Source organism: Acetobacter lovaniensis (assembly GCF_014207635.1).
Taxonomy (GTDB): domain Bacteria; phylum Pseudomonadota; class Alphaproteobacteria; order Acetobacterales; family Acetobacteraceae; genus Acetobacter; species Acetobacter lovaniensis.
This window is the reverse complement of the sequence record NZ_JACHIE010000011.1, coordinates 17,804-43,264: the sequence shown is the minus strand read 5'-3', so window position 1 is coordinate 43,264 and position 25,461 is coordinate 17,804. Positions and strand designations below refer to the sequence as shown.

General features: G+C 60.4%; 22 protein-coding genes. 17 read left to right on the top strand and 5 right to left on the bottom strand.

The features are described 5' to 3' along the window. Window position 1: 1 nt before the first annotated feature. The 4 genes from HNR55_RS11840 to HNR55_RS11825 form a co-directional block, all read right to left on the bottom strand. Window positions 2-2,509 carry a mechanosensitive ion channel domain-containing protein gene (locus HNR55_RS11840; RefSeq protein ID WP_166115686.1) on the bottom strand — a complete coding sequence of 836 codons (2,508 nt, stop codon included), beginning with the start codon at window positions 2,507-2,509 and terminating at the stop codon, window positions 2-4. A gap of 134 nt (window positions 2,510-2,643) precedes the next feature. Further along, the gene (locus HNR55_RS11835) at window positions 2,644-3,297 is read right to left on the bottom strand and encodes an RDD family protein (protein WP_166115684.1); all 654 of its coding nucleotides are present in this window, start codon (window positions 3,295-3,297) and stop codon (window positions 2,644-2,646) included. 56 nt (window positions 3,298-3,353) lie between these two features. Further along, complete coding sequence (gene argJ, locus HNR55_RS11830; protein WP_166115682.1) at window positions 3,354-4,601, bottom strand: bifunctional glutamate N-acetyltransferase/amino-acid acetyltransferase ArgJ; 1,248 nt, start codon at window positions 4,599-4,601, stop codon at window positions 3,354-3,356. Between the two features lie 83 nt (window positions 4,602-4,684). Continuing rightward, the gene (locus tag HNR55_RS11825) at window positions 4,685-5,596 is read right to left on the bottom strand and encodes a peptidylprolyl isomerase (protein ID WP_166115680.1); all 912 of its coding nucleotides are present in this window, start codon (window positions 5,594-5,596) and stop codon (window positions 4,685-4,687) included. A gap of 248 nt (window positions 5,597-5,844) precedes the next feature. Here HNR55_RS11825 and secA point away from each other — a divergent pair, with 248 nt between their 5' ends. The 17 genes from secA (at window position 5,845) to thiD (ending at window position 24,320) form a co-directional block, all read left to right on the top strand. Continuing rightward, the gene (secA, locus tag HNR55_RS11820) at window positions 5,845-8,568 is read left to right on the top strand and encodes a preprotein translocase subunit SecA (protein ID WP_166115678.1); all 2,724 of its coding nucleotides are present in this window, start codon (window positions 5,845-5,847) and stop codon (window positions 8,566-8,568) included. 40 nt (window positions 8,569-8,608) lie between these two features. After that, entirely contained in the window at window positions 8,609-9,358 is a 750-nt protein-coding gene (locus HNR55_RS11815; RefSeq protein WP_166115676.1) for a YebC/PmpR family DNA-binding transcriptional regulator, read from the top strand. A 2-nt stretch (window positions 9,359-9,360) separates the two neighbouring features. Then, window positions 9,361-9,867: a crossover junction endodeoxyribonuclease RuvC gene (gene ruvC / locus HNR55_RS11810; protein ID WP_166115674.1), complete on the top strand. Its 507-nt coding sequence runs from the start codon at window positions 9,361-9,363 to the stop codon at window positions 9,865-9,867. Next, entirely contained in the window at window positions 9,864-10,472 is a 609-nt protein-coding gene (ruvA, locus tag HNR55_RS11805; protein WP_166115671.1) for a Holliday junction branch migration protein RuvA, read from the top strand. Before ruvC ends, ruvA begins: the two co-directional genes overlap by 4 nt. Next, on the top strand, window positions 10,469-11,545 hold the full coding sequence (ruvB, locus tag HNR55_RS11800; protein WP_166115669.1) for a Holliday junction branch migration DNA helicase RuvB: 1,077 nt from the start codon (window positions 10,469-10,471) through the stop codon (window positions 11,543-11,545). Before ruvA ends, ruvB begins: the two co-directional genes overlap by 4 nt. Beyond that, window positions 11,542-11,955, top strand: coding sequence for a tol-pal system-associated acyl-CoA thioesterase (gene ybgC / locus HNR55_RS11795; RefSeq protein ID WP_166115667.1), 414 nt, complete (start codon window positions 11,542-11,544; stop codon window positions 11,953-11,955). The genes ruvB and ybgC overlap by 4 nt, the downstream gene beginning before the upstream one ends. A 97-nt stretch (window positions 11,956-12,052) precedes the next feature. Further along, window positions 12,053-12,793: a protein TolQ gene (tolQ, locus tag HNR55_RS11790; protein WP_025826892.1), complete on the top strand. Its 741-nt coding sequence runs from the start codon at window positions 12,053-12,055 to the stop codon at window positions 12,791-12,793. Between the two features lie 2 nt (window positions 12,794-12,795). Further along, a complete protein-coding gene (gene tolR, locus HNR55_RS11785; protein ID WP_166115665.1) occupies window positions 12,796-13,227 on the top strand; it encodes a protein TolR in 432 nt (143 codons plus the stop codon). A gap of 32 nt (window positions 13,228-13,259) precedes the next feature. Next, the gene (locus HNR55_RS11780; protein WP_184382703.1) at window positions 13,260-14,267 is read left to right on the top strand and encodes an energy transducer TonB; all 1,008 of its coding nucleotides are present in this window, start codon (window positions 13,260-13,262) and stop codon (window positions 14,265-14,267) included. 25 nt (window positions 14,268-14,292) lie between these two features. Further along, complete coding sequence (tolB, locus tag HNR55_RS11775; RefSeq protein WP_166115663.1) at window positions 14,293-15,657, top strand: Tol-Pal system beta propeller repeat protein TolB; 1,365 nt, start codon at window positions 14,293-14,295, stop codon at window positions 15,655-15,657. A gap of 319 nt (window positions 15,658-15,976) precedes the next feature. Next, window positions 15,977-16,450, top strand: coding sequence for a peptidoglycan-associated lipoprotein Pal (gene pal / locus HNR55_RS11770; protein ID WP_166115661.1), 474 nt, complete (start codon window positions 15,977-15,979; stop codon window positions 16,448-16,450). Window positions 16,451-16,596: 146 nt separating this feature from the next. Beyond that, window positions 16,597-17,445, top strand: coding sequence for a tol-pal system YbgF family protein (locus HNR55_RS11765; RefSeq protein ID WP_373318161.1), 849 nt, complete (start codon window positions 16,597-16,599; stop codon window positions 17,443-17,445). Beyond that, on the top strand, window positions 17,432-18,793 hold the full coding sequence (gene tilS, locus HNR55_RS11760; protein WP_253545609.1) for a tRNA lysidine(34) synthetase TilS: 1,362 nt from the start codon (window positions 17,432-17,434) through the stop codon (window positions 18,791-18,793). Before HNR55_RS11765 ends, tilS begins: the two co-directional genes overlap by 14 nt. 118 nt (window positions 18,794-18,911) lie before the next feature. Continuing rightward, complete coding sequence (gene ftsH, locus HNR55_RS11755; protein ID WP_166115659.1) at window positions 18,912-20,837, top strand: ATP-dependent zinc metalloprotease FtsH; 1,926 nt, start codon at window positions 18,912-18,914, stop codon at window positions 20,835-20,837. 65 nt (window positions 20,838-20,902) lie between these two features. Continuing rightward, the gene (gene folP / locus HNR55_RS11750; protein ID WP_242005575.1) at window positions 20,903-21,964 is read left to right on the top strand and encodes a dihydropteroate synthase; all 1,062 of its coding nucleotides are present in this window, start codon (window positions 20,903-20,905) and stop codon (window positions 21,962-21,964) included. Between the two features lie 145 nt (window positions 21,965-22,109). Further along, entirely contained in the window at window positions 22,110-23,468 is a 1,359-nt protein-coding gene (glmM, locus tag HNR55_RS11745; RefSeq protein ID WP_166115657.1) for a phosphoglucosamine mutase, read from the top strand. A gap of 18 nt (window positions 23,469-23,486) precedes the next feature. Then, window positions 23,487-24,320 (top strand): bifunctional hydroxymethylpyrimidine kinase/phosphomethylpyrimidine kinase, encoded by an 834-nt coding sequence (gene thiD / locus HNR55_RS11740; protein ID WP_166115655.1) that lies wholly within the window; start codon window positions 23,487-23,489, stop codon window positions 24,318-24,320. A 47-nt stretch (window positions 24,321-24,367) separates the two neighbouring features. Here the strand turns inward: thiD and HNR55_RS11735 are convergent, their stop codons facing one another. Further along, window positions 24,368-25,150 (bottom strand): response regulator transcription factor, encoded by a 783-nt coding sequence (locus HNR55_RS11735; RefSeq protein WP_166115653.1) that lies wholly within the window; start codon window positions 25,148-25,150, stop codon window positions 24,368-24,370. Window positions 25,151-25,461 lie beyond the last annotated feature (311 nt).

Here is a 25,461-nt window from a genome sequence, read left to right as displayed (position 1 = left end):
CTTAATCGTCGGCTTTGGGGTGGGTGGGCGGTTGCGTGTTGGCCGCAGGCTGTTGCGCGGGCTGTTGTTGGGTTCTGGCCGGGCTGGGAGTTGCCGGGCCGCCTTGCGGCATGGGGGGCATGGCGTCGAGCGCCATATGCATGGGTACGTTGGGCGGCGTGGTGGAGTAGCTGGTGGAGGTGTAGAACCTGACGCCAGCGGCAGCCATGCGCAGGGCAATACGGCGGTAGAACTCGCGCTGGACCTTCCACTTCATCATTGGCGCGGTTTTGATAATACCAACCAGTACCGCGCCGTTTCCATCCGAATTATCTACACCCAGATCGGTATAATCAGAGAAGATGATGGGGCGGAAGGTCTCTTCCTTGCGCATGTCTTCAATGGTTTTCTGCATGATCTTGACGACCTTGCCCGTGTCTTCGCTCAGATCCAGAGTCTGGCGCACGATAATCTGGTTAAAGCCGCGCGCCGTGTTGGCAATGGAGGTTACAGAGGAGAACGGAATGATATGCAGATCTCCGTCAAACGACCGGACACGCAGGGTACGGATGGAAAGGTGTTCAACCGTGCCGGCAATGCCTCCTGTCGTTACCCAGTCTCCTACCTGAATGGCGTCTTCGGCCAGCATGAAAAAGCCGGTGATCACGTCTTTGACAAGGCTTTGCGAACCAAAGGACAGGCCGACACCCAGAATGCCTGCGCCTGTCAGCAGTGGCGTCACATTGATCCCGATCTGCGAGAGGGTGGTGACCGCGACAAAGATGACAATCACAGTCAGCAGCACCGTGCGGATAATGGGCAGTACGGTACGCAGTCTTGCCGCCCGGGCCTCCTGCGCGCTGGCCGAATAGCGCGAGATCTGCTTGTTCAGCATACTGTTCACCGTCTCCCACGCCACTGCGGCAATAGTCATGCCGATCAGCAGGCAGGCCGCCGCTCCAATCAGGCGCAGCCCAAGGGCTGAGTGGAGGAAGAAGTCAAAGGTGGGAATGCTCCAGCCTTGCGCAATACAGATCGCGGTGGTCAGGATAATGGCGATGGTGATGATCTTGCGTACGAACGGGTAGTAAAAATCCGCCCGTTTCTGCAGGTCAGGGTACTGGGCCTGCAATTCCGGCCCAACGCGGAACAGCCGGTCCTGCAACCCGTAAACCAGTAGCGCGAGAATGCGGGAGACAATCAGGCACAGAAGGTTCAGCAATGTGCCGTGCAGAATCCACTGGTATCCCCCCTTCAGGTGGGCCGCCCAGACAAACCACAACGCCATGTCCAGAAAAATGACCGGCACCCACCACAGCTTGGCCAGCGTGCCCGCAAACGCCCACAGGGCATTTTTGCGCAGCCCCGGAGAGGGCTGGAGTGCGCGGGCCACAATATGGCGGATACGCCAGATAAAGGCGGCAATCAGCAGGTGTTCGACCAGCACCACGCCGCGCATCATGGCTTCTACCCCGCGCGTATCCAGATCAAACTCCCGTCCCAGAATGGACAGGCAGATGACAACGGACGGCGCGGCGACCAGCACGTTCCACCACCGGGTCAGCAGCCGGGCCGTGTCATCTGGCATGGGCAGCAGGCGGATCGCGGGGGAGCGTGGGACCAGAATGGTCTCGACAACGAGGTACAGGCCACGGGCAATGGCGTAGGCGTTAACCAGCGTGAGTGCGACTATACGGGCCTGATCGGTGGAGGTCAGGAACTCCGCGCCAAGGTAGCTGAACAGCAGACACATCCCTACCGGCAGCAGTTTGAGCAGGAAGTGCATGGCATTGTAGGGAACGCGCACAAGGTAGCGGAGCACTTCGTTCCCGCGGCGCTGGTCTTTTTCGCGGGTTTGGGTTGTGTCCGCGTCCGTGTCCGTGTCCGTGTCCGTCTCCGTGGGGCTGTCCGCATCTGCCTCCGTTTCGGTTTCGGCAGGCGCATCGCTGCTTATGGTCCGGGCTTTCGCCTGTCGGACCTCCCGCGCTTCGGCCATTTTCTTGACCGAGGTCAGGGGCCTGCGCAGGCCAATGCTGGTGGCCCGCTCGGCCACAAGAGCCAGGGCAATAATCAGCAGGGCGCGGCCAAAGGAATCCAGCAGGGACTGGCGGGACTGGGGGTTTTGCACCTCATGGCGGAACCATGTGCCAACAGAGCCCAGATCGGTAAACAGGCTGGTAAAATTGCTCACATATTCAGTAGCTGTGTTGCCCAGATCATCAAGTTCCGAGTGTACGGAATTATCTATGACCGCGGGTGTGACGGTAGAAGCCATACTGGCAGGGGCCGCGGGGAGCCCTTTGGCCATAAGGGTCAGTGTTCTGGAAAATTCGGCGCGCTTTTGCGGGTCGTTCAGCACATCCAGCAGTTGCTGGGCATCCTGCTGGCTTAGCCCGCCTGTCTGCACGGTGGCAGGGCTGTCAGCAAGAGCGTGCGCGGTGGGAAGCAGGCACCAGCCGAGTAGGAGCACAAGGCAACTTCTGGAAATCCAGGAAAAAAAGAAAAACCGGTCCCGGCTTTGTGCGGTCATGACCTACCCTGTCCTTTGCTGAACGGTCTGGAGGTTTTGCGCTACGCGCCTGATGTTACCCGCAGGGTAGGAGGCAAATCAGGCGGTATCAAGACCGGCAGCCGGTTCCGCTGTTATTCGGGCAGGGGGTGGGCTTAGGTGTGGGGTGAAAAAGGGGCAATCTGGGCGGGTCTTGTGTGCCGCAGGACCAGTGTGCCTGCCATCATGTCATGCAGCCCCTGTTTGCGCTGGGTGAACGCCACCATCAGCACCCCGATGTAAAGCAGGGGAAAGGACAGAAACGCCTTGATGACAAACCGCAGCAATGCGCGCAGATGCGAAATCTGCTTCCCCTCAAGCGTAACCACTTCCATCCCGAACAGCCGCTTGCCCGGTGTCGCCCGGAACGCGGAGGCTTCGAACATGACGCAGTACACCATGGGCAGCAGGCTGAGCACAATGCCGAACGTATGCCATTCCGACCCCGCGTGCAGGTGCGGGATCAGGACGGAAACCGGGCTTGCATGCGGGAGCGATGTTGTGGCGATGTTCACCACATCCACCGTCTGGCTGGAGGCGTCGGGAATGGGCAGTTCTTCCCAGTCCACGTTAATTTTGGGGCCAAAGAACAGGCCGAGAATACATTCGGCCGTGCTCAGGATGACCGCGTCGATCAAAAACGCCCAGACGCGCCACCAGAATCCTGCGTAAACCCAGACATCGGGCTGCGGCGGCTGTGTATTCCAGGCACCGGACCCGGCGGGTTGTGGTGCGGCGCCCCAGCCGGGCGGAGGCGTAATGCTGGCCATGGTCAGGCTCCCTGATGTGCCGCGAAAAGGCAGGTCATCTGTAAAAAACGGGACACTCAGCTACGATACGAGCCGTTGATGTCGATATAGCCGTGTGTCAGGTCACAGCTCCATGTGCGGGCCGTGCCCTGACCAAGTCCCAGATCAACCGCAATATCAATCTCCTGCCCCTTCATGTGGGCGACCACGGGTGTTTCGTCATACCCTTCGGTGACGGTGCCATCCCGGGCAATGCAGACACCGCCAATGGAGACGCTCAGCGTGTCCCGGTCGGCAGGTTCGCCGCATTTGCCAACAGCCATGACCACACGGCCCCAGTTGGCGTCTTCGCCCGCAATGGCGGTCTTGACCAGTGGGGAATTGCCAATGGCCATGGCCACACGCCAGGCGGATTCGTCCGATACCGCTCCGCTGACCGTAATGGTCATAAGCTTGGTCGCACCTTCCCCATCGCGGATGACCAGCAGGGCAAGCTCGCGCAGCAGGTCGTTCAGTGCGGTCCTGAAATCGGCCAGAGCGGGGTCATGCAGGGCGTCCACCGTATCGGCTACGGGGGCGTTGCCCGCCGCACCGGTGGCAAACAGCAGAACCATGTCCGATGTGGATGTATCGGAATCGACCGTAATGCAGTTGAAGGTGGTTTTAACCCCGGTGCCCAGCAGGGTTTGCAGCACGGAGGCAGGCAGGGCCGCATCCGTTGCAACAAAGGACAGCATGGTGGCCATGTCGGGCGCGACCATGCCGCTGCCTTTGGCCATGCCCTGAATAACCACATCCGTGCCGTTGATCCGTGTTTTGCGGATGGCGGCTTTGGGGAAGGTATCCGTGGTCATGATCCCGCGTGCTGCAGCCTCCCACCCGGTTTCGGACAGGGCGGCATGCAGTGCGGGCAGGGCGTTGGTAATGCGCTCGGCGGGCAGGATTTCCCCAATAACCCCGGTGGAGGCCAGATAGACGGCATCGGGCGAGCAGCCTGTTACTGTGGCTGCGGCCTGTGCCGTGGCCTCGCATGTCTGGCGGCCTGCGCGGCCGGTGAACACATTAGCGTTACCAGCGTTGACCACCAGCGCGCGGGCCTGCCCGCTGGGCAGAATGGCGCGGCACCAGTCCACCGGCGCGCCGGGGCATTTGGATTTGGTAAACACACCGGCAACAGTGGTGCCGGGTGCGAATTCGGCCAGTACCAGATCGGTCCGGCCCTTGTAGCGAATACCCGCCGCAATGGCGCCAAGCCTTACCCCACGAACAATGCCAAGCTCAGGCATTGGCTGGGCAAGGGGAGAAACGGGGAGAGACTGCGCCATCTGGCGGTATCCTTGGTAGATGTCAGCCCCGGTCCACCACAGAGTCTTCTGGAGTGGGCCGGGGCTGTTGCCGGTTGAGTATCTTACTTTTTAGGTGCTGCGGGCGTATCGGCCAGCGGCTTGCCCGTGGTGGGGTCAAAGCGCACGATCTTGACACCGGCTGCGGCTTTTTCCACGGCCTGACGCACGTATTTCTGGATCAGGGCCTGACGGATCTTGTCATGCACGGCGTCAAGCGTGGGGGTCGGGTCCGTGCGTGTGTCCAGCACCTGAATAACGTGGAAGCCATACTGGCTCTGCACGGGTTTGGTGCTGATTTCGCCCTTCTTCATGGCAAAGGCAGCATCGGAGAAGGCGGGGATCATATCGCCCTTTTTGAACCAGCCAAGGTCACCACCATTCTGGGCGGCGCTGCCCTTGTCGGTCGAGACTTCGGCTGCCAGTTTACCAAAGTCCGCGCCACCTTGCAGTTTCTTGATAACGTCGTTGGCTTCGGCTTCGGTCTTGACCAGAATATGGCGTGCGTGAACTTCCTGCTCGGCAGGCTTGCCCACGTAGTTTTCGTTATAATACTGCTTGATGGACTCATCAGACAGGTGCGGCATCACCTGCTGGGACAGCCATGCGTTCTGGAGGGCGTTGTCCGCTGCCGTCTGCATCAGCTTCTGGGTATCGGGCTTTTTGTTCAGCCCTTCCTTCTGTGCGGCAATCAGGATCGCCTTCTGGTCTGCCAGCTGGTTGACCAGCATGGGGTAGATCAGGGAGGTGGGGAGCTGGCGCATCTGCGGCGGCATGGTGCTCATGGCGTTCTGCACATCGGCAACGGTGATTTTTTCACCGTTAACGGTGGCCACAACCGTGTTCGGGTCCGTGGGCTGTGCGGGTGCCGTGGAGGCCGCCGGTGCTGGTGCTGCCGCAAAGGAGGGAGCACACAGCATGGAGGAACCGAGCAGGGCAGTCGCTGCCAACCCGAACGCGTAGGGAATAAACCGCATAGGATAAAACCTTAAAGTCGGTAAAAAACAGTTCGATATGTATGAAGGAGGCTACCCGCCCCGGCAAGCCCTGTTTTGTTCTGATATGGGGCATGGACGGTAAGCTTGGTTGACCGAACCCCTGCCCGGCCCTATTTTGCAGGGCAAGCCACGCAAAACGCCTGTGTCTTTCGCCCTGTCCCGCATCATTTTTGCGGGGTGATGTCAGGGGGGAGGGGGCAAGGCCGCACTGTTCTGGAAAGGTGTTCATGCTTTCACGCTTCGTCCGCGCCCTGTTCGGCACAGCCAATGACCGGACGCTCAAGGCATTCCAGCGCCGTGTGTCGGAAATTAACGCACTGGAGCCTGAGATTCAGGCTCTGGATGATGCTGCCCTGGCAGCCAAAACCATAGAGTTCAGGGAGCGGCTGGCCAAAGGCGCCACGCTGGATGACCTGCTGCCCGAGGCCTTTGCCGTCACGCGCGAGGCCTCGCGCCGCGTGCTGGGCATGCGCCATTTTGACGTGCAGCTGATCGGCGGCATGGTCCTGCACTCCGGCCGCATTGCGGAAATGCGCACGGGGGAAGGCAAAACGCTGGTGGCAACGCTGGCTGTGTATCTGAGCGCCCTTTCCGGCAAGGGTGTGCACGTGGTCACGGTCAATGACTATCTTGCCTCGCGCGATGCGGCGGAAATGGGGCAGCTTTACACATTTCTGGGGCTGACCACGGGCGTTATCGTGCCCAACATGCCTGATGAGCAGCGCCGTCAGGCCTATGCTGCGGACATTACCTACGGCACGAACAATGAGTTCGGGTTCGACTACCTGCGCGACAACATGAAGTACCAGCTGAACGAAATGGTTCAGCGGCCCTTCCACCACGCCATTGTGGACGAGGTGGACTCGATCCTGATTGACGAGGCGCGGACCCCGCTCATTATCTCCGGCCCGGCGGAAGACAGTTCCGACCTGTATCGCTCGGTGGATAGTGTTGTCGCCCGGCTGGTGCAGGACGAAACCGCATACGAAAAAGATGAAAAATTCCGCACGGTCATCCTGACCGACGCCGGATCGGATGCGGTGGAACTGCTGCTGCGTGAGGAAGGCGTGCTGGATGAGGGCGGGCTGTATGACCTGCACCACGTGGCCGTTGTGCATCATGTCATGCAGTCCCTGCGCGCGCATACCCTGTTCGCGCGTGATGTGGATTACATCGTGCGTGACGGCAAGGTTGTGATTATTGACGAGTTTACCGGCCGCATGATGGAAGGCCGCCGGTATTCCGATGGTCTGCATCAGGCACTCGAAGCCAAGGAACATGTGGAAGTCCAGCAGGAAAACCAGACGCTGGCCTCCATTACCTTCCAGAACTTCTTCCGTCTTTATCCCCGCCTTTCGGGCATGACCGGCACGGCCATGACCGAAGCCGATGAATTTGCCGAAATCTATAATCTGGATGTGGTGGCCATTCCCACCAACCGCCCCGTAGCCCGCAAGGATGGGGACGACGAGGTTTACCTGACAGAGGCGGAAAAATTTGCTGCTGTTGTCAAGCTGATCAACGAGGTGCACCAGCGCCAGCAGCCCATTCTGGTGGGCACAACCTCGATTGAGAAGAGCGAGGCCCTGTCTGCCCTGCTCAAACGCGAGAACATTCCCCACCACGTGCTCAATGCCCGCTTCCATGAGATGGAGGCCAAGATTGTGGCGCAGGCTGGCGCACCGGGGTCCATTACCATTGCCACCAACATGGCTGGCCGCGGGACGGACATCAAACTCGGTGGCAATGTGGACATGCTGATCGCCCAGCAGCTTGGCGATATGGAAGACACGCCCGAACGCGCCGCTGCGGAGCAGGAAATCCGTGACCGCGTAATCCGTGATCACGCTACGGTGCGCGAGGCTGGTGGGCTGTACGTCATCGGCACGGAACGGCACGAAAGCCGCCGGATCGACAACCAGCTCCGTGGCCGCGCGGGACGGCAGGGGGACCCGGGGAACTCCAAGTTCTTTATTTCGCTTCAGGATGACCTGATGCGGATTTTCGGCTCCGACCGCATGGGCAGCATGTTCCAGAAGATGGGCATGCAGGAAGGCGAGGCCATTGTTCATCCATGGCTGAGCAAGGCGCTGGAACGGGCGCAGAAAAAAGTCGAGTCCCGTAACTTCGACATGCGCAAGAACACGCTCAAATATGATGACGTGATGAACGACCAGCGCAAGGAAGTGTATGCCCAGCGCCGCGAGTTCATGGCGCAGGATGACGTATCCGCAATCGTGGCCGACGCGCAGGACGATGTGACCGATATGCTGGTTGCACGTCACATTCCCGAAAAATCCTTTGCCGAGCAATGGGATGTTGAGGGGCTGACCCAGCAGGTCCACAAGACGTTTGGCCTTGATCTGCCAATTGCCGACTGGGCGCGTGAAGACGGAATGGACGCCGAGGGCGTGGCCGAGCGGATCAGTCAGGCGGTCACCCAGTCCCAGGCCGCGCGGGCAGCCAATATTGGCCCCGACCTGATGCGGTTTATTGAAAAGCAGATATTGCTGACAACGTATGACGCGGTCTGGAAGGAGCACCTGCACGCGCTGGACCAGCTCCGTCAGGGTATTGGCCTGCGCGCATACGGGCAGAAAGATCCGCTGAACGAATACAAGCATGAAGCCTTCCAGCTCTTTACCTTCATGCTTGAGGAAATGCGCCTGCGCGTTGCATCGCTCATGGCGCATGTGGAGGTCTCGCCTCCACCGATGGAAGACCCTTTTGCGGACACGGCGGCCATTCATGCCGATCCCGGAGTTGCAGGGTATGCCTCGGAACCGGGTACCGGGCTTACGCCGGGTGCCTCGCCGGGAATGGCTGTGCCCATCGGGGGCAGCGCCATTATGCCGGATGATCCGTCCAGCTGGGGAGAAACCCCCCGCAACGCGCTGTGCCCATGCGGATCGGGCAAAAAATACAAGCATTGTCACGGGCAGCTAGGCTGAATACGGCCCACCCGGCGGCAGGACAGGTAAGGTAAGGAATATGGCTGGTCATTCCCAGTTCAAGAACATCATGCACCGTAAGGGTGCGCAGGACGCCAAGCGCGCCAAGCAGTTTGGCAAGATCATTCGCGAGTTGACCGTGGCCACACGCTCCGGTCTGCCCGAGGCCAACTCCAACCCGCGCCTGCGCGCCGCCATTGTTGCGGCGCGTGAAGTGAACATGCCCAAGGACACCATTGAGCGTGCGATCAAAAAGGCATCGGGCGGTGCTGGTGGCGATGACTACGTAGAAATGCGCTACGAAGGCTACGGCCCCGCAGGTGTGGCGGTTATTGTGGAAGCCCTGACGGACAACCGTAACCGCACGGCATCGGAAGTGCGCGCGGCATTTTCCAAAAGCGGCGGCTCCATGGGGGAAACAAATTCCGTCTCCTTCATGTTCCGCAGGCTGGGGGTGATTACCTACCCCGTCTCCGCGGCTTCGGAAGATGACATGCTCGAAGCGGCTATCGAGGCCGGGGCCGAAAACGTGGTTTCGACCGACGCAGGGCATGAGATCACGTGTGAGGTCGAATCCTTCTTTGCGGTCAAGGACGGGCTGGAAGCCCGGTTTGGTGAGGCCGAAAGCGGCAAGCTGGACTGGCGGCCTGAAAACACCGTGACACTGGATGAGGAAAAGGCCCGGAGTCTGTTCAAGTTCCTCGATGTTCTGGAAGACAATGATGATGTCCAGAACGTTTATGCCAATTTTGACCTGCCGGATGATCTGGCGGAAAAACTGTCGGCCTGAGTGTGGTCCGTCTGCTCGGCATTGATCCCGGCCTGCGCTTTACAGGGTGGGGCGTGATTGATGTTGAGGGCAACAGGCTCCGGCATGTGGAAAATGGCGTCATCGCCACCAATAGCGCGGATAGCGTGCCAGACAGGCTCAAGGTCCTGCACGATAATCTGCACTGGCTGATAGAGCGCCTCCAGCCCGCAGAAGCGGCGGTGGAGGAAACCTACGTCAACCGCAACGGAACAGCTACGCTCAAGCTGGGCTATGCCCGTGGTGTGGCCCTGCTGGCCCCCGCCCTTGCCGGGCTGAGTGTGGCCGAATACGGCGCACTCTCGGTTAAAAAAGCGGTGGTTGGCACTGGCTCGGCAGATAAAAAACAGGTGGAAATGATGGTGCGCAGGCTCCTGCCGGGGGTGGAGGTCATACGGGCGGATGCGTCCGATGCACTGGCCGTGGCCATCTGCCATGCTCACCACAGGGCCAGTGCCCGCCACATTGCAGCCGGAGTGCGTATGGCATGATTGCGTTTTTATGCGGACTTGTCATTCAGGTGGATCTGGGCAGTTGCGTGGTGGATGTGAACGGTGTGGGCTATCTGGTTGCCGCGTCCACCCGCACTCTGGCAGCCCTGCCCAACCCACCCGAAAAGGCGCGGATTCTGATCGAAACCGTAGTGCGTGAGGATGCCATTCTGCTCTACGGTTTTTCCGAAAGTGCGGAGCGCGAGTGGTTCCGCCTGCTTACGGGGGTGCAGGGGGTTGGGGCCAAGGTGGCGCTGGGTATTTTGTCTGCCCTCTCCGCGAGCGATCTGGTGGCGGCCCTGAGCACGGCGGACAAGGCCACTCTTATGCGCGCGCCGGGCGTGGGCGCACGGCTGGCCGAGCGGATATTGACCGAACTGCGCGACAAGGCAGGCAAAATGCCCGGCAGCAAGGGCGGCTTTAGTGTGCCTGTCATGGCAACGCCCGTTGGCAGCATAGAGGCCGATGCCCTTATGGCGCTGGCAGGTCTGGGCTTCCGCCGTATGGAAGCAGCCCCCGTTGTGCGCCGTATTATGGACGCCAGTGGGCCGGATGCCACGCTGGACACGGTGCTGCGTGACAGCCTGAAAGACCTTGCCCGATGAGCCCCGAATTTACCCCCGAGCGCGAGATTGACGCGACCCGGCAGGGCGAGGATGCGGGCGAGGCCGCCTTACGGCCACAAACCCTCTCCGACTTTACGGGGCAGCAGGCCAGCCGTGAAAATCTGTCTGTTTTTATTCATGCCGCCCGCAACCGGGGGGAGGCGCTGGACCATGTTCTGCTGCATGGCCCGCCGGGTCTGGGCAAAACCACACTGGCCCAGATTGTGGCGCGCGAACTGGGGGTGGGGTTCCGTGCTACATCCGGCCCCGTTATCCAGCGCGCGGGTGATCTGGCGGCTATTCTGACCAACCTGCAACCGCGGGATGTGCTGTTTATTGACGAAATCCACCGTCTTCAGCCCGCGATTGAGGAAATTCTCTACCCTGCCATGGAGGATTTCCAGCTCGACCTGATTATTGGCGAAGGCCCGGCAGCGCGTTCCGTGCGGATTGACCTGCCCCCCTTTACGCTGGTTGCGGCCACCACCCGTGCCGGGTTGCTGGCGACACCTTTGCGTGACCGCTTTGGCATTCCGCTCCGTCTGGTGTTTTACACGCCGGAGGAGCTTGCGCGCATTGTGGCGCGTGGGGCGGACAAGCTGGGGTTTGCCCTGTCCGCTGGCGGGGCTATGGAAATCGCGCGCCGCTCGCGGGGGACACCCCGTATTGCAGGGCGTCTGCTGCGCAGGGTGCGTGATTTTGCCTCCCTCTCCGTGCCAGAGGGGCAGGTGGTTGAGGTTGATGTGGCCGATGCCGCCCTGACCCGGCTGGAAGTGGACGGTCTGGGGCTGGACGGCATGGACCGGCGTTACCTGCGACGCATAGCAGAGTATCACCACGGTGGCCCTGTTGGGGTGGAAACACTGGCTGCGGCTCTGGCCGAATCGCGCGATACGCTGGAAGATGTGATCGAGCCTTTTCTTATTCAGGAAGGGCTGGTCCTGCGCACAAGCCGGGGCCGTGTGCTGGGCGAGCGTGGCTGGCGGCATCTTGGCTTGACGCCCCCTCCCCGGCCGGAAAATACAGCCGGACCGCAGATGGATTTTCTGGCGGATGATGAGGAAGCTCCATGAGCAGCCACTCCATAGATTTTCGTGTTTATTATGAGGATACGGATGCCGGGGGCATTGTGTACCATGCCCGGTATCTGGCATTTGCCGAGCGGGCGAGAACCGAGGCCATTCGCAGTTGCGGCATGCCTGCCTCGGGCCTTTTGCATGATTACGGGCTTGTGTTTGTGGTGCGTGACGCCAGACTGACTTACCGCATGCCCCTGCGGCTGGATGATGTGCTGACCGTTACAACACGGCTGACATCCCTGCGCGCCGCAAGCTGCCGTCTGGAACAGATTGTAACCCGTGGGGCCGATGTTGCGGCCGAGGTGGATGTAGGTCTGGCATGTGTGCGTGCGGCAGATGGGCGTCCTGCCCGATTTCCGCCGTTATGGCATGATCTTCTGACGCGGTTGGCACCAAAGGACTAAAAGCGCCTCTTCTGCTTTTTTACGGAAAACAGTAAGAAGCAGCAATGTTGGGCCGTGAGGAATCTCGCCCGAGTCGGAGACTGGTGGCCCGCAACGGGTGCAGAGGCAGGAGGCATTATTGGATCGTGCGGTTGATGCGGCAAATCTCGGCGTAAGCGCGGCGGGAGACCTGTCGGTTTGGGCGTTGTTTATGAACGCCTCGCTTGTGGTCAAGCTGGTCATGCTGGGGCTGCTTTTATGCTCCATTATGGTCTGGGCCATTATTATCGACAAGTTTGTGACAATCCGGCGGATCAATCGCGCGGCTTCGGGGTTTGAGGACCGGTTCTGGTCCGGTGGCAGCCTTGATGACCTGTACGAAAGCGATGGCGCAAAGCCCGTAAGCCCGATGGCCGCCGTGTTTGGCGCCGCCATGGGGGAATGGCGGCGTTCGGCCCGTATTCCGGGGGTGGATCTGGTGCGTGGCGGGGTCAAGGAGCGCGTGGACCGCGCCATTGGCATTACCATCACGCGTGAGATGGATCGCCTGCGCCGCTGGGTGATCTTTCTGGCAACCGTGGGGCCGGTTGCGCCGTTTGTGGGCCTGTTTGGCACGGTGTGGGGGATCATGCATTCCTTCAGCTCCATTGCGGCAGAACACAACACCAACCTGAGCGTTGTGGCCCCCGGTATTTCCGAGGCGCTGTTTGCCACCGCCATTGGCCTGCTGACCGCCATACCCGCCTATGTGGCCTATAACGTGATCAGCAACAGCATGGATCTGTTTGAGGACCGTCTGGAAGGATTCGGCACCGAGTTTGCCGCCATTCTCTCCCGCCAGTCTGAAGAAAGGGTCTGAGCATGGCCATGTCGTCTGGTGGAAGCGGGCGCCGCCGCAGGCGTCCGATGGCCGATATTAACGTAACGCCCATGGTCGATGTCATGCTGGTGCTGCTGATCATCTTTATGGTCACATCTCCCATGATGACCAGCGGCGTGAATGTTGATCTGCCCAAAACCGATGCCCGGCCCGTAAACTCGGATACAAAGCCGATTACGGTGTCCATCAAGGCGGATGGGTCCCTTTTTCTGGGGGATGCGCCGGTCACGGCGGACCAGCTTGTGGCCCAGCTCAAGGCCGCCGCGAATAATGACTCCGAGCACCGCATTTTTGTGCGTGGCGATGCCCATATTGATTATGGGCAGGTCATGCAGGTCATGGGTCAGATTACCGCAGGTGGATTTACACATGTGGCTCTGCTGGCGCAGCAACCCGCCAGCTCCGGGCAATAAGCCATCCGGTCGGGTGGAGAGGTACGAACACGATGCCCATGGCACGGCCACGCCGGTCTGATCAGCTTCTGCTCAGGCGGTCTCTTTATGTGTCAGGTGCGGCGCATATCGCAGCACTTGTGGCACTGCTGATCTCCCTGCCGCCGCCAAAGCCGCCGGAAGAACCGCCACAGCCAACGGTCGAGATGGAATTCGAGCCATCAGACGCGCAGGATGGAGGCCCCTCCGCCAAGGCTGACAAGCCTGCGGATGAGCTGCGTCCGCCTGCTCCCGCCGTGCAGGATGCTCCACCCACACCCGAGCCGCCCAAGAACGTGCCGAACGAGGAGCCTCCGCCGCCGCCTCCACCGCCTCAGGCTGTGCCGCCCCCGCCTCAGGCGGAGGCTGAACCGCTGCCGGATGTGCCCCTGCCCCCCAAGGCGGAGGAACCCTCGCCAGAGGCGGTCAAGACGCCCCCATCCCCCCCGGCGCCGCTCAAGCCGTCTACCAGTGTGGCACCCCCATCGCCCATGACGCAGCAGACAGATACGCTGCCGGACGTGGTGGTGCCCTCGCATCTGACGCAGCCCAACAAGGCCAGGAAGAGCGAGCCGGATACACATTCGCTGCTGGAAACGCTGGATACCTTCCGCTCGGACCAGAAGCAGACACACGCACCCAAGGCGCGGGCCAACCCGCTGGCCGGGGGTGCGCCTAATGGGGGTGGATCACCCGTGGGCAGTAACATTACGGGCAGCCTGAGCGTTGGGCAGCAAAAGGCCATTGGGGCCTCTGTCCGCCGTTGCTATTCGGAGGATACGGCAGCCAAGGACTATGCCAGTTTTGTGGCCCATCTGGTTGTAACCGTGGATGCAACGGGTGAGGCGCGTATTGTGCAGTTCGCCCCGGAAACACAGGCGCGCATGGACGCGGATGCGTCCTACCGTGCTCTGGCCGAGCGTGCCCGCGCGGCCGTGTTAAGCCCCACATGCGCCCAACTGCCGATTCCCAAGGAGCTTCTTGGGCAGCCCCGGCAACTCAAATTTGTCTTCAGGCCTTAAAAGCAGGCCACACGGAGGAAAACACATGCTGATGAGTACCCGGCCTCTTATTTCCGATCAGGAAGCAGATGCTCTGGTGGGCGCGCTGCGCCGCCGCACCCTGCTTGGCGCGAGTGTTGCCGCAGGGGGCATTCTGGCCACTCCGCTGGCTGCTTTTGCCGCCACAGCCGCGCCAGAAGCGGAAATTACGGTGGATCAGGCCCGTACGGCCCCTATTCCCATTATCATTCCCGATTTTGGGGGCGGTCTTGGCCAGCAGATGGCCGAGGTGCTGACCAACGATCTGAACAACACGGGCCTGTTCAAGGTTATTCCTGGTTCGTCCGCCGCAGCAAAGCCCGACTTTGCCACCGCCAAGGGCCTTGGCGCGCATGCGCAGGTGACAGGGAGCGTTACGGGCAGTGGCGCATCCGTGCGGGTGGAAATCCGGCTGTGGGACGTGCTGAGCCAGCAGCAGATTCAGGGGACGGCCTACACGACATCCTCCGCCAACTGGCGGCGTATCGCCCATATTGTGGGCGATGTGATTTACGAGCGGATGCTGGGTGAGAAAGGGTATTTTGATACCCGCATCGCCTTTATCTCCCGCTCTGGCCCGCGTGGGCGCCAGCGTACGCGGCTGGCCATTATGGATCAGGATGGCGCCAATGCCCGCATGCTCACGGCTGGGAACTGGCTGACGCTGACACCCCGTTTCAGCCCGGTCAAGGACCAGGTTGCCTTCATGTCCTACGCCAATAACCGGCCGCGGGTGTATCTGTTTGATCTCAATACCGGTCGGCAGCAGATTCTGGGTGATTTTCAGGGGATCTCATTCGCGCCACGCTTCTCGCCCGATGGGCGCACGGTCCTGCTGTCCGTGACCCGCAATGGTGGGTCGGACCTGTATTCGGTTGATCTGGCGTCGGGTGCGCGCAGGCAGCTTACGGCTTCGGGCGCGATTGACACCAGCCCGTGCTACAACCCGGATGGCTCGCAGATCGTGTTCAACTCGGACCGTGGCGGCAGCCCGCAACTTTACATCATGCCTGCAGGCGGGGGGAACGCGCAGCGGATTTCCTACGGGCAGGGCACCTATGGCGACCCTGTATGGTCCCCGCGCGGGGACCTGATCGCCTTCACCCGCATTGCCGGTGGTATGTTCTCGCTCGGGGTCATGCTGCCTGATGGCACGGGTGAGCGGATCATGACCGAGGGCTTTACGGTGGAAAGTCCGAGCTTCTGCCCCAACGGGCGTGTGCTGGCCTATTGCCGCCAGAGCCGCGCCGGCGCGGGTGGGAGCGGATTCAGCTCCATTATCGGCATGGTCGATATTACGGGCTTCAATGACCGTGTTATTCCTACGCCAGAAGGGGCCTCCGATCCGGCATGGTCCCCCCTGAACGGGTGAGGGATTATTCTCCCGCCCGGCTTCGGGGCGGGAGAAGTTTTCATAATTCCGCCGTAATTTTCTTTATAATTCCGTAGTTTTGGGTTATTGTGCGTAGGGCCGGGGTGTGTTGTTTGGGTATCAGTCAAGGTATGGCTGGTATGAGAAACAGAGAACATGCTTGACCGGCCGCATAAGCTATGGCTTACGGCGGAATGGTCTCCAAAATTCGTCGGCTCTTCGAAGGGTTCGGAGGGGAGCAGAAGAATACGCGGAGATACAAGGTTATTAACTTCTTTTTCTCCGAATAGCCCTAAGGCTAATTCTCAGGATCCGACACATGAGACTGAAAGTTGTTGCTGCGCTTGGTATGGTTGCTCTTCTGTCAGCCTGTGCGCACGAAAATGCAAACACGGGTGCTTCCACCGGCGCGGCTACTCAGCCGTCTGGCCCGGTGCCGGGCAGCGAAGCTGATCTGGTCGCCAACGTGGGGGACCGCGTATTCTATGACCTGAACAAGAGCGGCCTGAGCGCTGACGCCAAGACCACCCTGCAGAAGCAGGCTGACTGGCTTGCAAAGTATCCTCAGGTGAACGTTGAAGTTGCAGGCAACTGCGATGACCGCGGCACTGAAGAATACAACATTGCTCTGGGCCAGCGTCGTGCAAACGCCGCTCGTGACTATCTGGTGGCAAAAGGCGTGACCTCTTCGCGCATCTCCACCATCTCCTACGGTAAAGACCGTCCCACCGCTCTGGGCGACACCGAAGAAGCATGGGCACAGAACCGTAACGCCATTACGGCTGTGAAGTAAGATTTTCAGACATTATCTGAAATCTGACTGATTAAACGAAACAGGCCGGGCCTCAACGCCCGGCCTGTTTTGTATTTCGTGTCTTGTTTTGCGGGACGGAATGATGGAATTCTTGCCCGTTTCCTATCGATGGGGTGAGGTTTTCAATGAAGTCCCGGGTTAAAGCAGTACGCGTTGTCCGCCATGGTCTGGTGCTTTCGGGTCTGGTGGCCGTGCTTATGGGCACAGCCAGCCCCATGGGCCATGCACAGGATGTTACCAGCCGGGAAGGCATTGCCCTTCAGGACCAGATTCTTGCTCTCAAGCAGGCCATGAGCCAGATGCAGGCCTCTCAGGGCGAGGGCGGGGCACTTCCCCCGCCATCTGCCTCTGCGGGTGGGTCATCGGCTGTTAATGGGGATCTGGTCTCCCAGTTGCTGGAGCGGGTCAACACGCTGGAGCAGCAGCAGCGCGATATGCGTGGCGAGATTGACCAGCTGACCAACGACCTCCAGCAAAAAACAGCCGCCCTGTCCAAGCAGATGGCGGATAGCCAGTTTGCCGCGCAGGCTGGGGCAGGGGGGGGCAGCGCAGCTCCCGCAGCCGCTCCTGCGGAGCCTGCGGCGCGTCCCAACACGCCCGATGCTCTGCTGAGCGCTGGCAAGGCGGCCTTACAAAAGCGGGATTACGATACCGCCTATGACAATGCCGAGGCCGCCCTCAAAACTGCCAAAGGGGCATTCAGGGTGGATGCGCAGTTCCTTCTGGCCCAGTCCCTTGCCGGGCAGAAGCAGTACCGCCAGTCTGCTGTGGCGTATTACGACGCATATCGCCAGTCACCCAAAAGTGCTCGGGCACCCGATGCCCTGCTGGGTGTAACGGCCACGCTCCTTGCGCTGGGGGATAAAAAATCCGCGTGTGAGGCACTGGGCAAGCTGAATAACGAGTTCCCGTCCCCCGCACCACGCGTGGCCCGTGCGGCGGAAATATACGGGCGCAAGGGTGGCTGTAACTGATGTTCCAGCACGTACCCCCGGACTATCGGGGGTAGGGGGCTTGCCGGTCCGGTTTGAACAGCGCCCGGTTTTTTCCGACCAGCCGGTTCCGCCGCAATGGTTCGCGGCATTGCTGGACACCCTTGGCCCGTGGGGTGCGGATGCACCGGGGAGCCCCCCGGTCGCACTGGCTGTTTCTGGCGGGGGGGACAGTCTGGCGCTGGCATGGCTTGCCCGGCGCTGGCGGCGCAATCTGCTGGCCCTTGTGGTGGACCACGGGCTACGCCCCGACTCTGCGGCAGAGGCACAGCTTACGGTGGAGCGCCTGCACGCCATGGACGTGCCCGCCCGCCTGATAACCCTGACCGGCCTGACCAAAGGCCCCGCCATGGCCGCACGGGCGCGCAAGGCCCGCTATGCCCGCATGGTGCAGGCCTGCCAGCAGGCTGGCTGTGTGGACCTGCTCCTTGGTCATCAGGCCGATGATCAGGCCGAAACCGCATGGATGCGCTCTAACGCGGGGAGCGGGCCGGATGGACTGGCAGCCATGGGCTGGATCAGCTACACGCCGGATGTGCGGCTGGTACGGCCATTACTGGGTGTGTCCCGCGTGGCCCTGCGCCAGACATTGCGTGCGGCCGGGCTGGCCTGGGTGGATGACCCGTCTAATCAGGACCTGCGGGCCGAGCGCGTGCGGGTCCGCTTTGCCTTGCAGGAAAATGGCCTGTCCGAGCAGTTCTGGTGCCTTGCCATGGATGCAGGCGCGCAGCGCATGGCGCGTGAGAGGGCGCAGGCCATGGCACTGGCGCAGACCTGCGCATTTTACCCTCATGGGTGGGTCGGGCTGGGGCAAAACCTGCCCGAATCCGCCGTCCTGTCGGGGCTGATCCGCACTGTTGGTGCGCAGCAGTACCCCCCCGCACCGGCTGCCGTAGCGCGGCTGTGCAAAAACGGGGGAGCGGGCACACTGGCTGGCACCCGGCTTGCCAGATGGCGCGATGAGTGGTTTCTCATTCGTGAACAGGCCGGTGTTGGTGCGCCGGTAGCGGCCAGCCCCGGCGTTGTATGGGATGGCCGCTTTGTGCTGCACGCCCCTTCTGCCCTGCTGCGTTGCGGGGTATATGTGGAGGCCGCCGGTTACGGGCTGGCGCGCAGGGTCCGTGCCGGGTGGCCAGCCCTGTTCTGTACCGGGCTGCCCGCGTTGTGGTGGCAGGGGCAGCGGGTTGCGGTGCCGCATCTGGGGTGGTGCAGCACGGCAGACTGGGCAGATGTTTTTTTTGAGTTCAGACCCCCTGTTCCCGCAACCGGAATGGGTGTGTACGGGTGCAAAAAAGTACACAACAAGGACTATGTGGGACCCGTGGGCTAGGAAAATGGTTCAGGCATCCCATTTATAAGAGCAAAGGTTGCTTTTTTCCCCGGGCGCCGGGCAAGATGGCAGGACACTCCGGCGCTTTACGCACTAGAAGTATGGACACTCGGGCAAGATGAACAATTTAGGTCGCAATCTGGCGCTTTGGGTCAGCATTATCCTGCTGCTGCTGTTACTGGTGAACATGTTCCAGCCGGGCACGGCGCAGCATGCCGCCCAGCAACTGGCATATTCCGATTTTGTGGCCGATATTGATTCGGGGCATGTCCGGTCTGTTGTCATGCAGAACCACAATATTTCCGGTACGCTGACCGACGGCACCGCGTTTGAGACCTATGCTCCTCTGGACCCCTCCCTTGTCTCGCGCATGGTGGGCAAAGGGGTGGAGGTTGTGGCCAAGCCGCTTGAGCAGGATGGTAGCCCGCTGCTGCGCTACTTCCTCAACTCCCTGCCCATTATTCTGCTGGTCGCGGCATGGCTGTTCATGATGCGGCAGATGCAGGGGGCCGGTGGCCGGGCCATGGGCTTTGGCAAGTCCCGCGCCAAGATGCTGACCGAAAAGCATGGCCGCGTAACGTTTGAAGACGTGGCCGGGATTGATGAAGCCAAGGGCGAGTTGCAGGAAATTGTGGATTTCCTCAAGGACCCGCAGAAGTTCACGCGGCTGGGCGGCAAAATCCCCAAAGGTGTGCTGCTGGTTGGCCCCCCCGGCACGGGTAAGACCCTGCTGGCCCGCGCCATTGCGGGTGAGGCCAATGTGCCTTTCTTCACCATCTCCGGGTCCGACTTTGTGGAAATGTTTGTCGGTGTTGGTGCTTCCCGTGTGCGGGATATGTTCGAACAGGGTAAAAAATCCGCACCGTGCATTATCTTCATTGACGAAATCGACGCCGTTGGCCGCCATCGTGGTGCGGGCATGGGCGGCGGTAACGATGAGCGCGAACAGACCCTGAACCAGATGCTGGTGGAAATGGATGGGTTTGAAAGCAATGAGGGCGTGATCCTGATTGCCGCCACCAACCGCCCCGACGTGCTGGACCCCGCATTGCTGCGTCCCGGCCGGTTTGACCGGCAGGTGGTGGTGCCCAACCCCGATGTAAGCGGGCGTGAAAAAATCCTGCGGGTGCATATGCGCAAGGTGCCGCTGGCGTCCGATGTGGACCCGCGCATTATTGCCCGTGGCACTCCCGGCTTTTCCGGTGCGGATCTGGCCAATCTGGTCAATGAGGCCGCCCTGTCCGCTGCCCGCCTTGGCCGCCGCACGGTGTCCATGCGCGAGTTTGAAGACGCCAAGGACAAGGTGCTGATGGGCGTTGAACGTCGCTCGCTGGTGATGAGCGAGGACGAGAAAAAACGCACTGCCTACCATGAGGCCGGGCACGCCATTACCGCCGTGCTGGTGCCCGAGAGCGAGCCCATTCACAAGGCGACCATTATCCCGCGTGGGCGTGCCCTTGGCATGGTCATGCGTCTGCCCGAGGATGACCGGCTCTCCATGAGCAAGATGAACGCCATTGCCCACCTTGTGGTGGCCATGGGCGGGCGTGTTGCCGAGGAAGTGGTTTACGGCAAGGACAACATCTGCAACGGCGCAATGGGGGACATTAAAATGGCCACCCGTGTTGCCCGCAGCATGGTGACCGAATGGGGCATGAGCGACAAGCTGGGCATGATCGCCTATGCGGATGAAGATCAGGGCAACAGCTTCTTTGGGGCTGCCCGCAATTTTTCTGAACAGACGGCGCGCGATATTGATGTTGAAGTCAAACGCCTGATTGATGAAGCCTACGTGCAGGCCCGCAATTACCTGCATGACCATGTGGACGAGCTGCACCGTCTGGCCGAAGCCCTGCTGGAATACGAAACCCTGACAGGTGAGGAAATCCGCCAGATTATGCGCGGCCAGCCAATTGAACGGGCAGAAGAAGCGGATGATGGCCCGGTTAACCGCCGCGCCTCCGTGCCGCAGGTTACGGGGGAAGCGCCAGCCCCCACCCCGGCGGAAGATGGCGGTGCTGTTCCCGCGCCCCAGCCCGGTTAAGGGCAGGGTCTGGCAGCCAACGGATATGAAGCAGAAGAGGCGGCACCCGGTGCCGCCTCTTCTGTATGGTGGGGACAGTAAAAAAGGATCAGGTGATGTGGCGCAGGCTGGTTGAACCCATGGGGTTCCTGTTTGGACCAATGGCGCAGGAGGCCATACGGCAAGGCGTGGCCCTACCCTTCCAGAACAGTACCGCCGCGTTTACAGCCGTCTTGCTGATTGAAGGGGATAGCGCTTCTGGCCCCGTGCCTGTGGGCGCTGTGCCGCATGCGTGGCTACCCGTGATGCAGCGCCTTGTTTCTCCCGTGCCCGATGCCGGGTTGCCTGCGGGGCCGCTGGTTATGGGAATCCTGAATACAACACCAGACAGCTTTAGCTGTGCAGGCCAGCACTACCATGCAGGTTCTGCCCTGCAGGCGGCCGAACAGATGGTGCGTGATGGGGCCGGTGTGCTCGACATTGGGGGTGAAAGTACACGCCCCGGTGCCGCCGTTGTTTCTCCCCAGCAGGAGTGGGAGCGGGTTGGCCCGGTGCTGGAGGGGCTGCGCCAGAGCATGCCCGATGTGCTGCTTTCGGTCGATACGCGGAACAGTCTGGTCATGGAGCGCGCTCTGGCTGCGGGTGCGTGCGTGATCAATGATGTTTCCGCCCTTGGGCACGACCCGGCTGCCCTGCCTTTGCTGGCAGAGCAGCAGTGTGGCGTTGTGCTCATGCACATGCGCGGCACCCCCCAGACCATGGAGCAACACACCCATTATACCGATGTGGCCTGCGATGTGGTGCGGGAACTGGGGCAGAGGGTGGAGGCCGCAGTGGAAGCGGGCATTACCCGTGAGCGGCTGATGGTGGACCCGGGGTTTGGCTTTGCCAAAACGCAGGAACAGAATGTTGTTCTGCTGCGCCGTATTCTGTTGCTGGCCAATCTGGGGTGCCGTGTGGTGTGCGCTCTCTCGCGCAAACGCATGATTGGTACGCTAACAGGTGTGGCAGACCCCGCCCTGCGCGATAGCGGTACGGTGGCGGCCTCTCTTATGGCCATGCCCTTTGGCAACCCGTTGCTGCGGGTGCACGCTGTGGCCAGCATGGCGCAGGGGGTTCGGGTCTGGCAGGGGGTGCAGGGTGGGTAAGCATGGTGCGCCAAAAATGTTTTTTGTGGCCTGAACACGGTTTCTTCCAATCCAAAACCGTTTTAGGAAAGAGCAGCAGGACAGGACAGAAGTTTCCGCCAGCAACGGCCAGAGTATTCAGGTCCATTGCCGATTGCGGAATGGAATGAGTATTATGAAGCGATTTTTTGGAACAGACGGTATTCGCGGCACTGCCAATATTGCGCCCATGACGGTGGAAATTGCCCAGAAGCTGGGGCAGGCGGCGGGGCTACATTTTCGGCGTGGGGACCACCGGCACTGCGTGCTGCTGGGCAAGGATACCAGATTATCCGGTTATATGATCGAGAGTGCTCTGGTTTCCGGCTTTTTGTCCGCTGGCATGGATGTCACACTGGTTGGGCCGTTGCCCACCCCCGCCATTGCCCTGCTGACCCGCTCCCTGCGGGCCGATCTGGGGGTCATGATCTCCGCCTCCCATAATCCGTTTGGTGATAACGGGATCAAACTGTTCGGTCCCGATGGGTTCAAGCTCTCCGATCAGGATGAGCGCACGATTGAAAACCTGATGGTGACCGACCTGCATGCGGACATGGCAGACCCGGCCCAGATCGGCCGCGCCTCGCGCCTGAATGATGCCGCTGGCCGGTATATTGAAAGTGCCAAATCCTCCTTCCCCCGCAAGTTGCGGCTGGACGGCATGAAAATCGTGATCGACTGCGCCAATGGCTCGGCCTACCGGGTTGCCCCCACAGCGCTGTGGGAGTTGGGGGCGGAGGTCATTCGCATCGGGTGTGAGCCCAATGGTGTGAATATTAACGAACAGTGTGGCTCCACCCACCCCGAGGCCCTGTGCAAGGCCGTGGTGCAGCACGGTGCACATATTGGCATTGCCCTGGACGGGGATGCCGACCGTGTGCTGATCGCGGATGAAACCGGGCGTCTGATTGATGGGGACCAGATTCTGGCCCTTATCGCCCGGTCATGGACAGCGGAAGGGCGTCTGGTGGGCAATGCCGTGGTGGCCACGGTTATGTCCAACATGGGGCTTGAACGGTTTCTGGAAAAAATGGGTGTGGGCCTTGAACGTACCGCTGTAGGCGATCGCCATGTGGTTGAACGCATGCGGGAGCGTGGGGTAAATGTGGGGGGCGAGCAGTCGGGCCATATGGTGCTGACCGACTTTGCCACAACGGGTGATGGCCTGATTGCCGCCTTGCAGATTCTGGCCGTGCTGGTGGAATCCGGACGCCCCGCGAGCGAGGTCTGCCGCATTTTCCAGCCTTTCCCGCAAAAACTGCGTAATGTCCGTTACGCCGGAGCCTGCCCGCTGGATACGGATGAAGTGCGTGAACGCCAGCATGAGGTGGAACGTATATTGGCCGGTCAGGGTCGCCTGCTGTTACGCCGTAGCGGCACGGAACCGCTGGTGCGGGTTATGGCCGAGGCGGAAGATGCCGCCCTTGTGGAAGAGGCCGTAAGCAAAATGTGTGCCGTGCTGGAAAAAGCAACCCAGCCAGCCTGAAGCCGGAAAGCCCCCTGCATGACCTACCCCGCCCCCCAGCGCCCGAGAGTTCTGTCCATAGCAGGGAGCGACTCTGGCGGAGGGGCGGGTATTCAGGCCGACATCAAAACCATTACGGCGCTGGGAGGGTATGCCATGACCGCCATAACAGCCCTGACGGCCCAGAACACACAGGGCGTGCAGGATATTCTGCCTGTGCCGCCACAGTTTATTCGCGACCAGATCCGCTGTGTTGTGGATGATCTGGGGGTGGATGCCATTAAAACCGGCATGCTGGGGGGTATTGTGCAAACACAGGCCGTGGCGGTAGAAATTGCCCGGACTCGCCAGAATGCCCCTGATCTTGTTGTTGTGGTGGACCCGGTCATGGTGGCCAAGGGGGGCGCTGCCCTGCTGGATGAGGATGCTCTGGGCTGCCTGCGTACAACGCTTTTGCCTCTTGCAACCCTGATTACCCCCAACCTGCCCGAAGCGGAAAAGCTGACAGGGCTCACCATTCATACGGTGGAGGATATGAAGGCCGCAGCCTTATGGCTGCACCAGCATACGGGGGCGGCTGTTCTGCTCAAGGGCGGGCATCTGGCGGGGGAAATATTGGTAGATGTGCTGCTGGATACGGCAGGAACGCGCGAATTTGTGGGGCAGCGCATTACAACCCGGCACACCCATGGCACGGGCTGTACGCTGGCCAGCGCGCTGGCAACAACACTGGCGCAGGGACTCGCCCTGCCAGATGCGGTCCGGCAGTCCTGCCAGTATGTGCATGACGCCATTGCACAGGCCCCCGGACTCGGCAGGGGGGCGGGGCCATTATGGCATGCCCATGCCTGGTGCCCCACAATCAGGTCCTGAAGAATGCTGGCGTCTAGGGGCAGGCGCGTTCGGGTGCAGGCAGGCCGCTAGTCCCCGACGGCCTGAAGCAGGGCGGGTTCTGGCAGTCTGGAGTGCTGCGCAACGGAGGGCACCAATGGGGTTGCGGGCATGGGCGGTGTCTGCGTCTGGGGTTGTGCCAGCGGGTCATGCAGAATGTACCCACGGCCCCATACGGTGGAAATAAGGTCTCCGGCCCCCACGGCCTGAAGTTTTTTACGCAGTTTGCAGATGAAGACGTCAATAATCTTGATGTCTGGCTCATCCCGGCCACCGTACAGGTGGTTGAGGAATGTTTCCTTGGTCTGGGCGATGCCCTTGCGCAGCACCAGCAGTTCCAGAATGGCAAATTCCTTGCCGGTTAGGTGAATGGGGTGGTTTGCCACTGTAACCGTGTGGTTGTTCAGGTTCAGGGTCAGCGCGCCAACCTGGGCAATCGGGTGGGCGTATCCGTTGGAGCGGCGTAGAATGGCCTGTACGCGGGCAATCAGTTCGGCGGATTCAAATGGTTCGGCCAGATAATCATCAGCGCCCAGCGTAAAGGCCCGTATCTTGGCGTCTGGTGTATCAATGCTGGAAAGAACGATAATAGGCGTGGTGATCTTGAGTGTGCGCAGGGTGCTGAGAATGGTGTATCCATCCATGTCCGGCAGCGTCATGGTAATAATGGCAAGCCCATAATCATAATGACGCAGCAATTCTATGGTGTTCTGGCCAGATCTGGCGAGATCGGCGGCAAAACCTGCTTTTTTCAGGGCCGAAAGAATGGCCCGACTGGAGGTAAACTTGTCCTCGGCAAACAAAATGCGCATGACTGGCCTCACATAGCTGCAGGTGTGGAGGGATACATCTTGTGGTTGTATTGTATGGCTCTGACTATACTCTTGCGTGTTTTTCTAAAAAAATAAACACAAATTCATTTTATTTTTATGATTTGTGTAATAACAGATATGTGGTTTTCGTATGGCTCAATCGGACATATCGAGGAAAAACATATCATCCTGTGGATAAAGACTATATGGTAAGAAAGTTCCCAGAGGGACGAATAATAAGTAATAGAAAGTAATTTTTTTAATAATAATGAATTCTGATCTTAATTATATTTACTATTCCCTAACAAATT

Bases quoted from the DNA above. Each gene is read 5' to 3' on its own strand.
- HNR55_RS11835 (WP_166115684.1), bottom strand. From the start codon at position 3,297: ATGGCCAGCATTACGCCTCCGCCCGGCTGGGGCGCCGCACCACAACCC.
- ftsH (WP_166115659.1), top strand. From the start codon at position 18,912: ATGAACAATTTAGGTCGCAATCTGGCGCTTTGGGTCAGCATTATCCTG.
- ybgC (WP_166115667.1), top strand. From the start codon at position 11,542: ATGAGCAGCCACTCCATAGATTTTCGTGTTTATTATGAGGATACGGAT.
- HNR55_RS11815 (WP_166115676.1), top strand. From the start codon at position 8,609: ATGGCTGGTCATTCCCAGTTCAAGAACATCATGCACCGTAAGGGTGCG.
- glmM (WP_166115657.1), top strand. From the start codon at position 22,110: ATGAGTATTATGAAGCGATTTTTTGGAACAGACGGTATTCGCGGCACT.
- pal (WP_166115661.1), top strand. From the start codon at position 15,977: ATGAGACTGAAAGTTGTTGCTGCGCTTGGTATGGTTGCTCTTCTGTCA.
- HNR55_RS11840 (WP_166115686.1), bottom strand. From the start codon at position 2,509: ATGACCGCACAAAGCCGGGACCGGTTTTTCTTTTTTTCCTGGATTTCC.
- HNR55_RS11735 (WP_166115653.1), bottom strand. From the start codon at position 25,150: ATGCGCATTTTGTTTGCCGAGGACAAGTTTACCTCCAGTCGGGCCATT.
- ruvB (WP_166115669.1), top strand. From the start codon at position 10,469: ATGAGCCCCGAATTTACCCCCGAGCGCGAGATTGACGCGACCCGGCAG.
- HNR55_RS11780 (WP_184382703.1), top strand. From the start codon at position 13,260: ATGCCCATGGCACGGCCACGCCGGTCTGATCAGCTTCTGCTCAGGCGG.
- folP (WP_242005575.1), top strand. From the start codon at position 20,903: ATGGTGGGGACAGTAAAAAAGGATCAGGTGATGTGGCGCAGGCTGGTT.
- secA (WP_166115678.1), top strand. From the start codon at position 5,845: ATGCTTTCACGCTTCGTCCGCGCCCTGTTCGGCACAGCCAATGACCGG.
- tolR (WP_166115665.1), top strand. From the start codon at position 12,796: ATGGCCATGTCGTCTGGTGGAAGCGGGCGCCGCCGCAGGCGTCCGATG.
- thiD (WP_166115655.1), top strand. From the start codon at position 23,487: ATGACCTACCCCGCCCCCCAGCGCCCGAGAGTTCTGTCCATAGCAGGG.
- HNR55_RS11825 (WP_166115680.1), bottom strand. From the start codon at position 5,596: ATGCGGTTTATTCCCTACGCGTTCGGGTTGGCAGCGACTGCCCTGCTC.
- tolB (WP_166115663.1), top strand. From the start codon at position 14,293: ATGCTGATGAGTACCCGGCCTCTTATTTCCGATCAGGAAGCAGATGCT.
- ruvA (WP_166115671.1), top strand. From the start codon at position 9,864: ATGATTGCGTTTTTATGCGGACTTGTCATTCAGGTGGATCTGGGCAGT.
- HNR55_RS11765 (WP_373318161.1), top strand. From the start codon at position 16,597: ATGAAGTCCCGGGTTAAAGCAGTACGCGTTGTCCGCCATGGTCTGGTG.
- argJ (WP_166115682.1), bottom strand. From the start codon at position 4,601: ATGGCGCAGTCTCTCCCCGTTTCTCCCCTTGCCCAGCCAATGCCTGAG.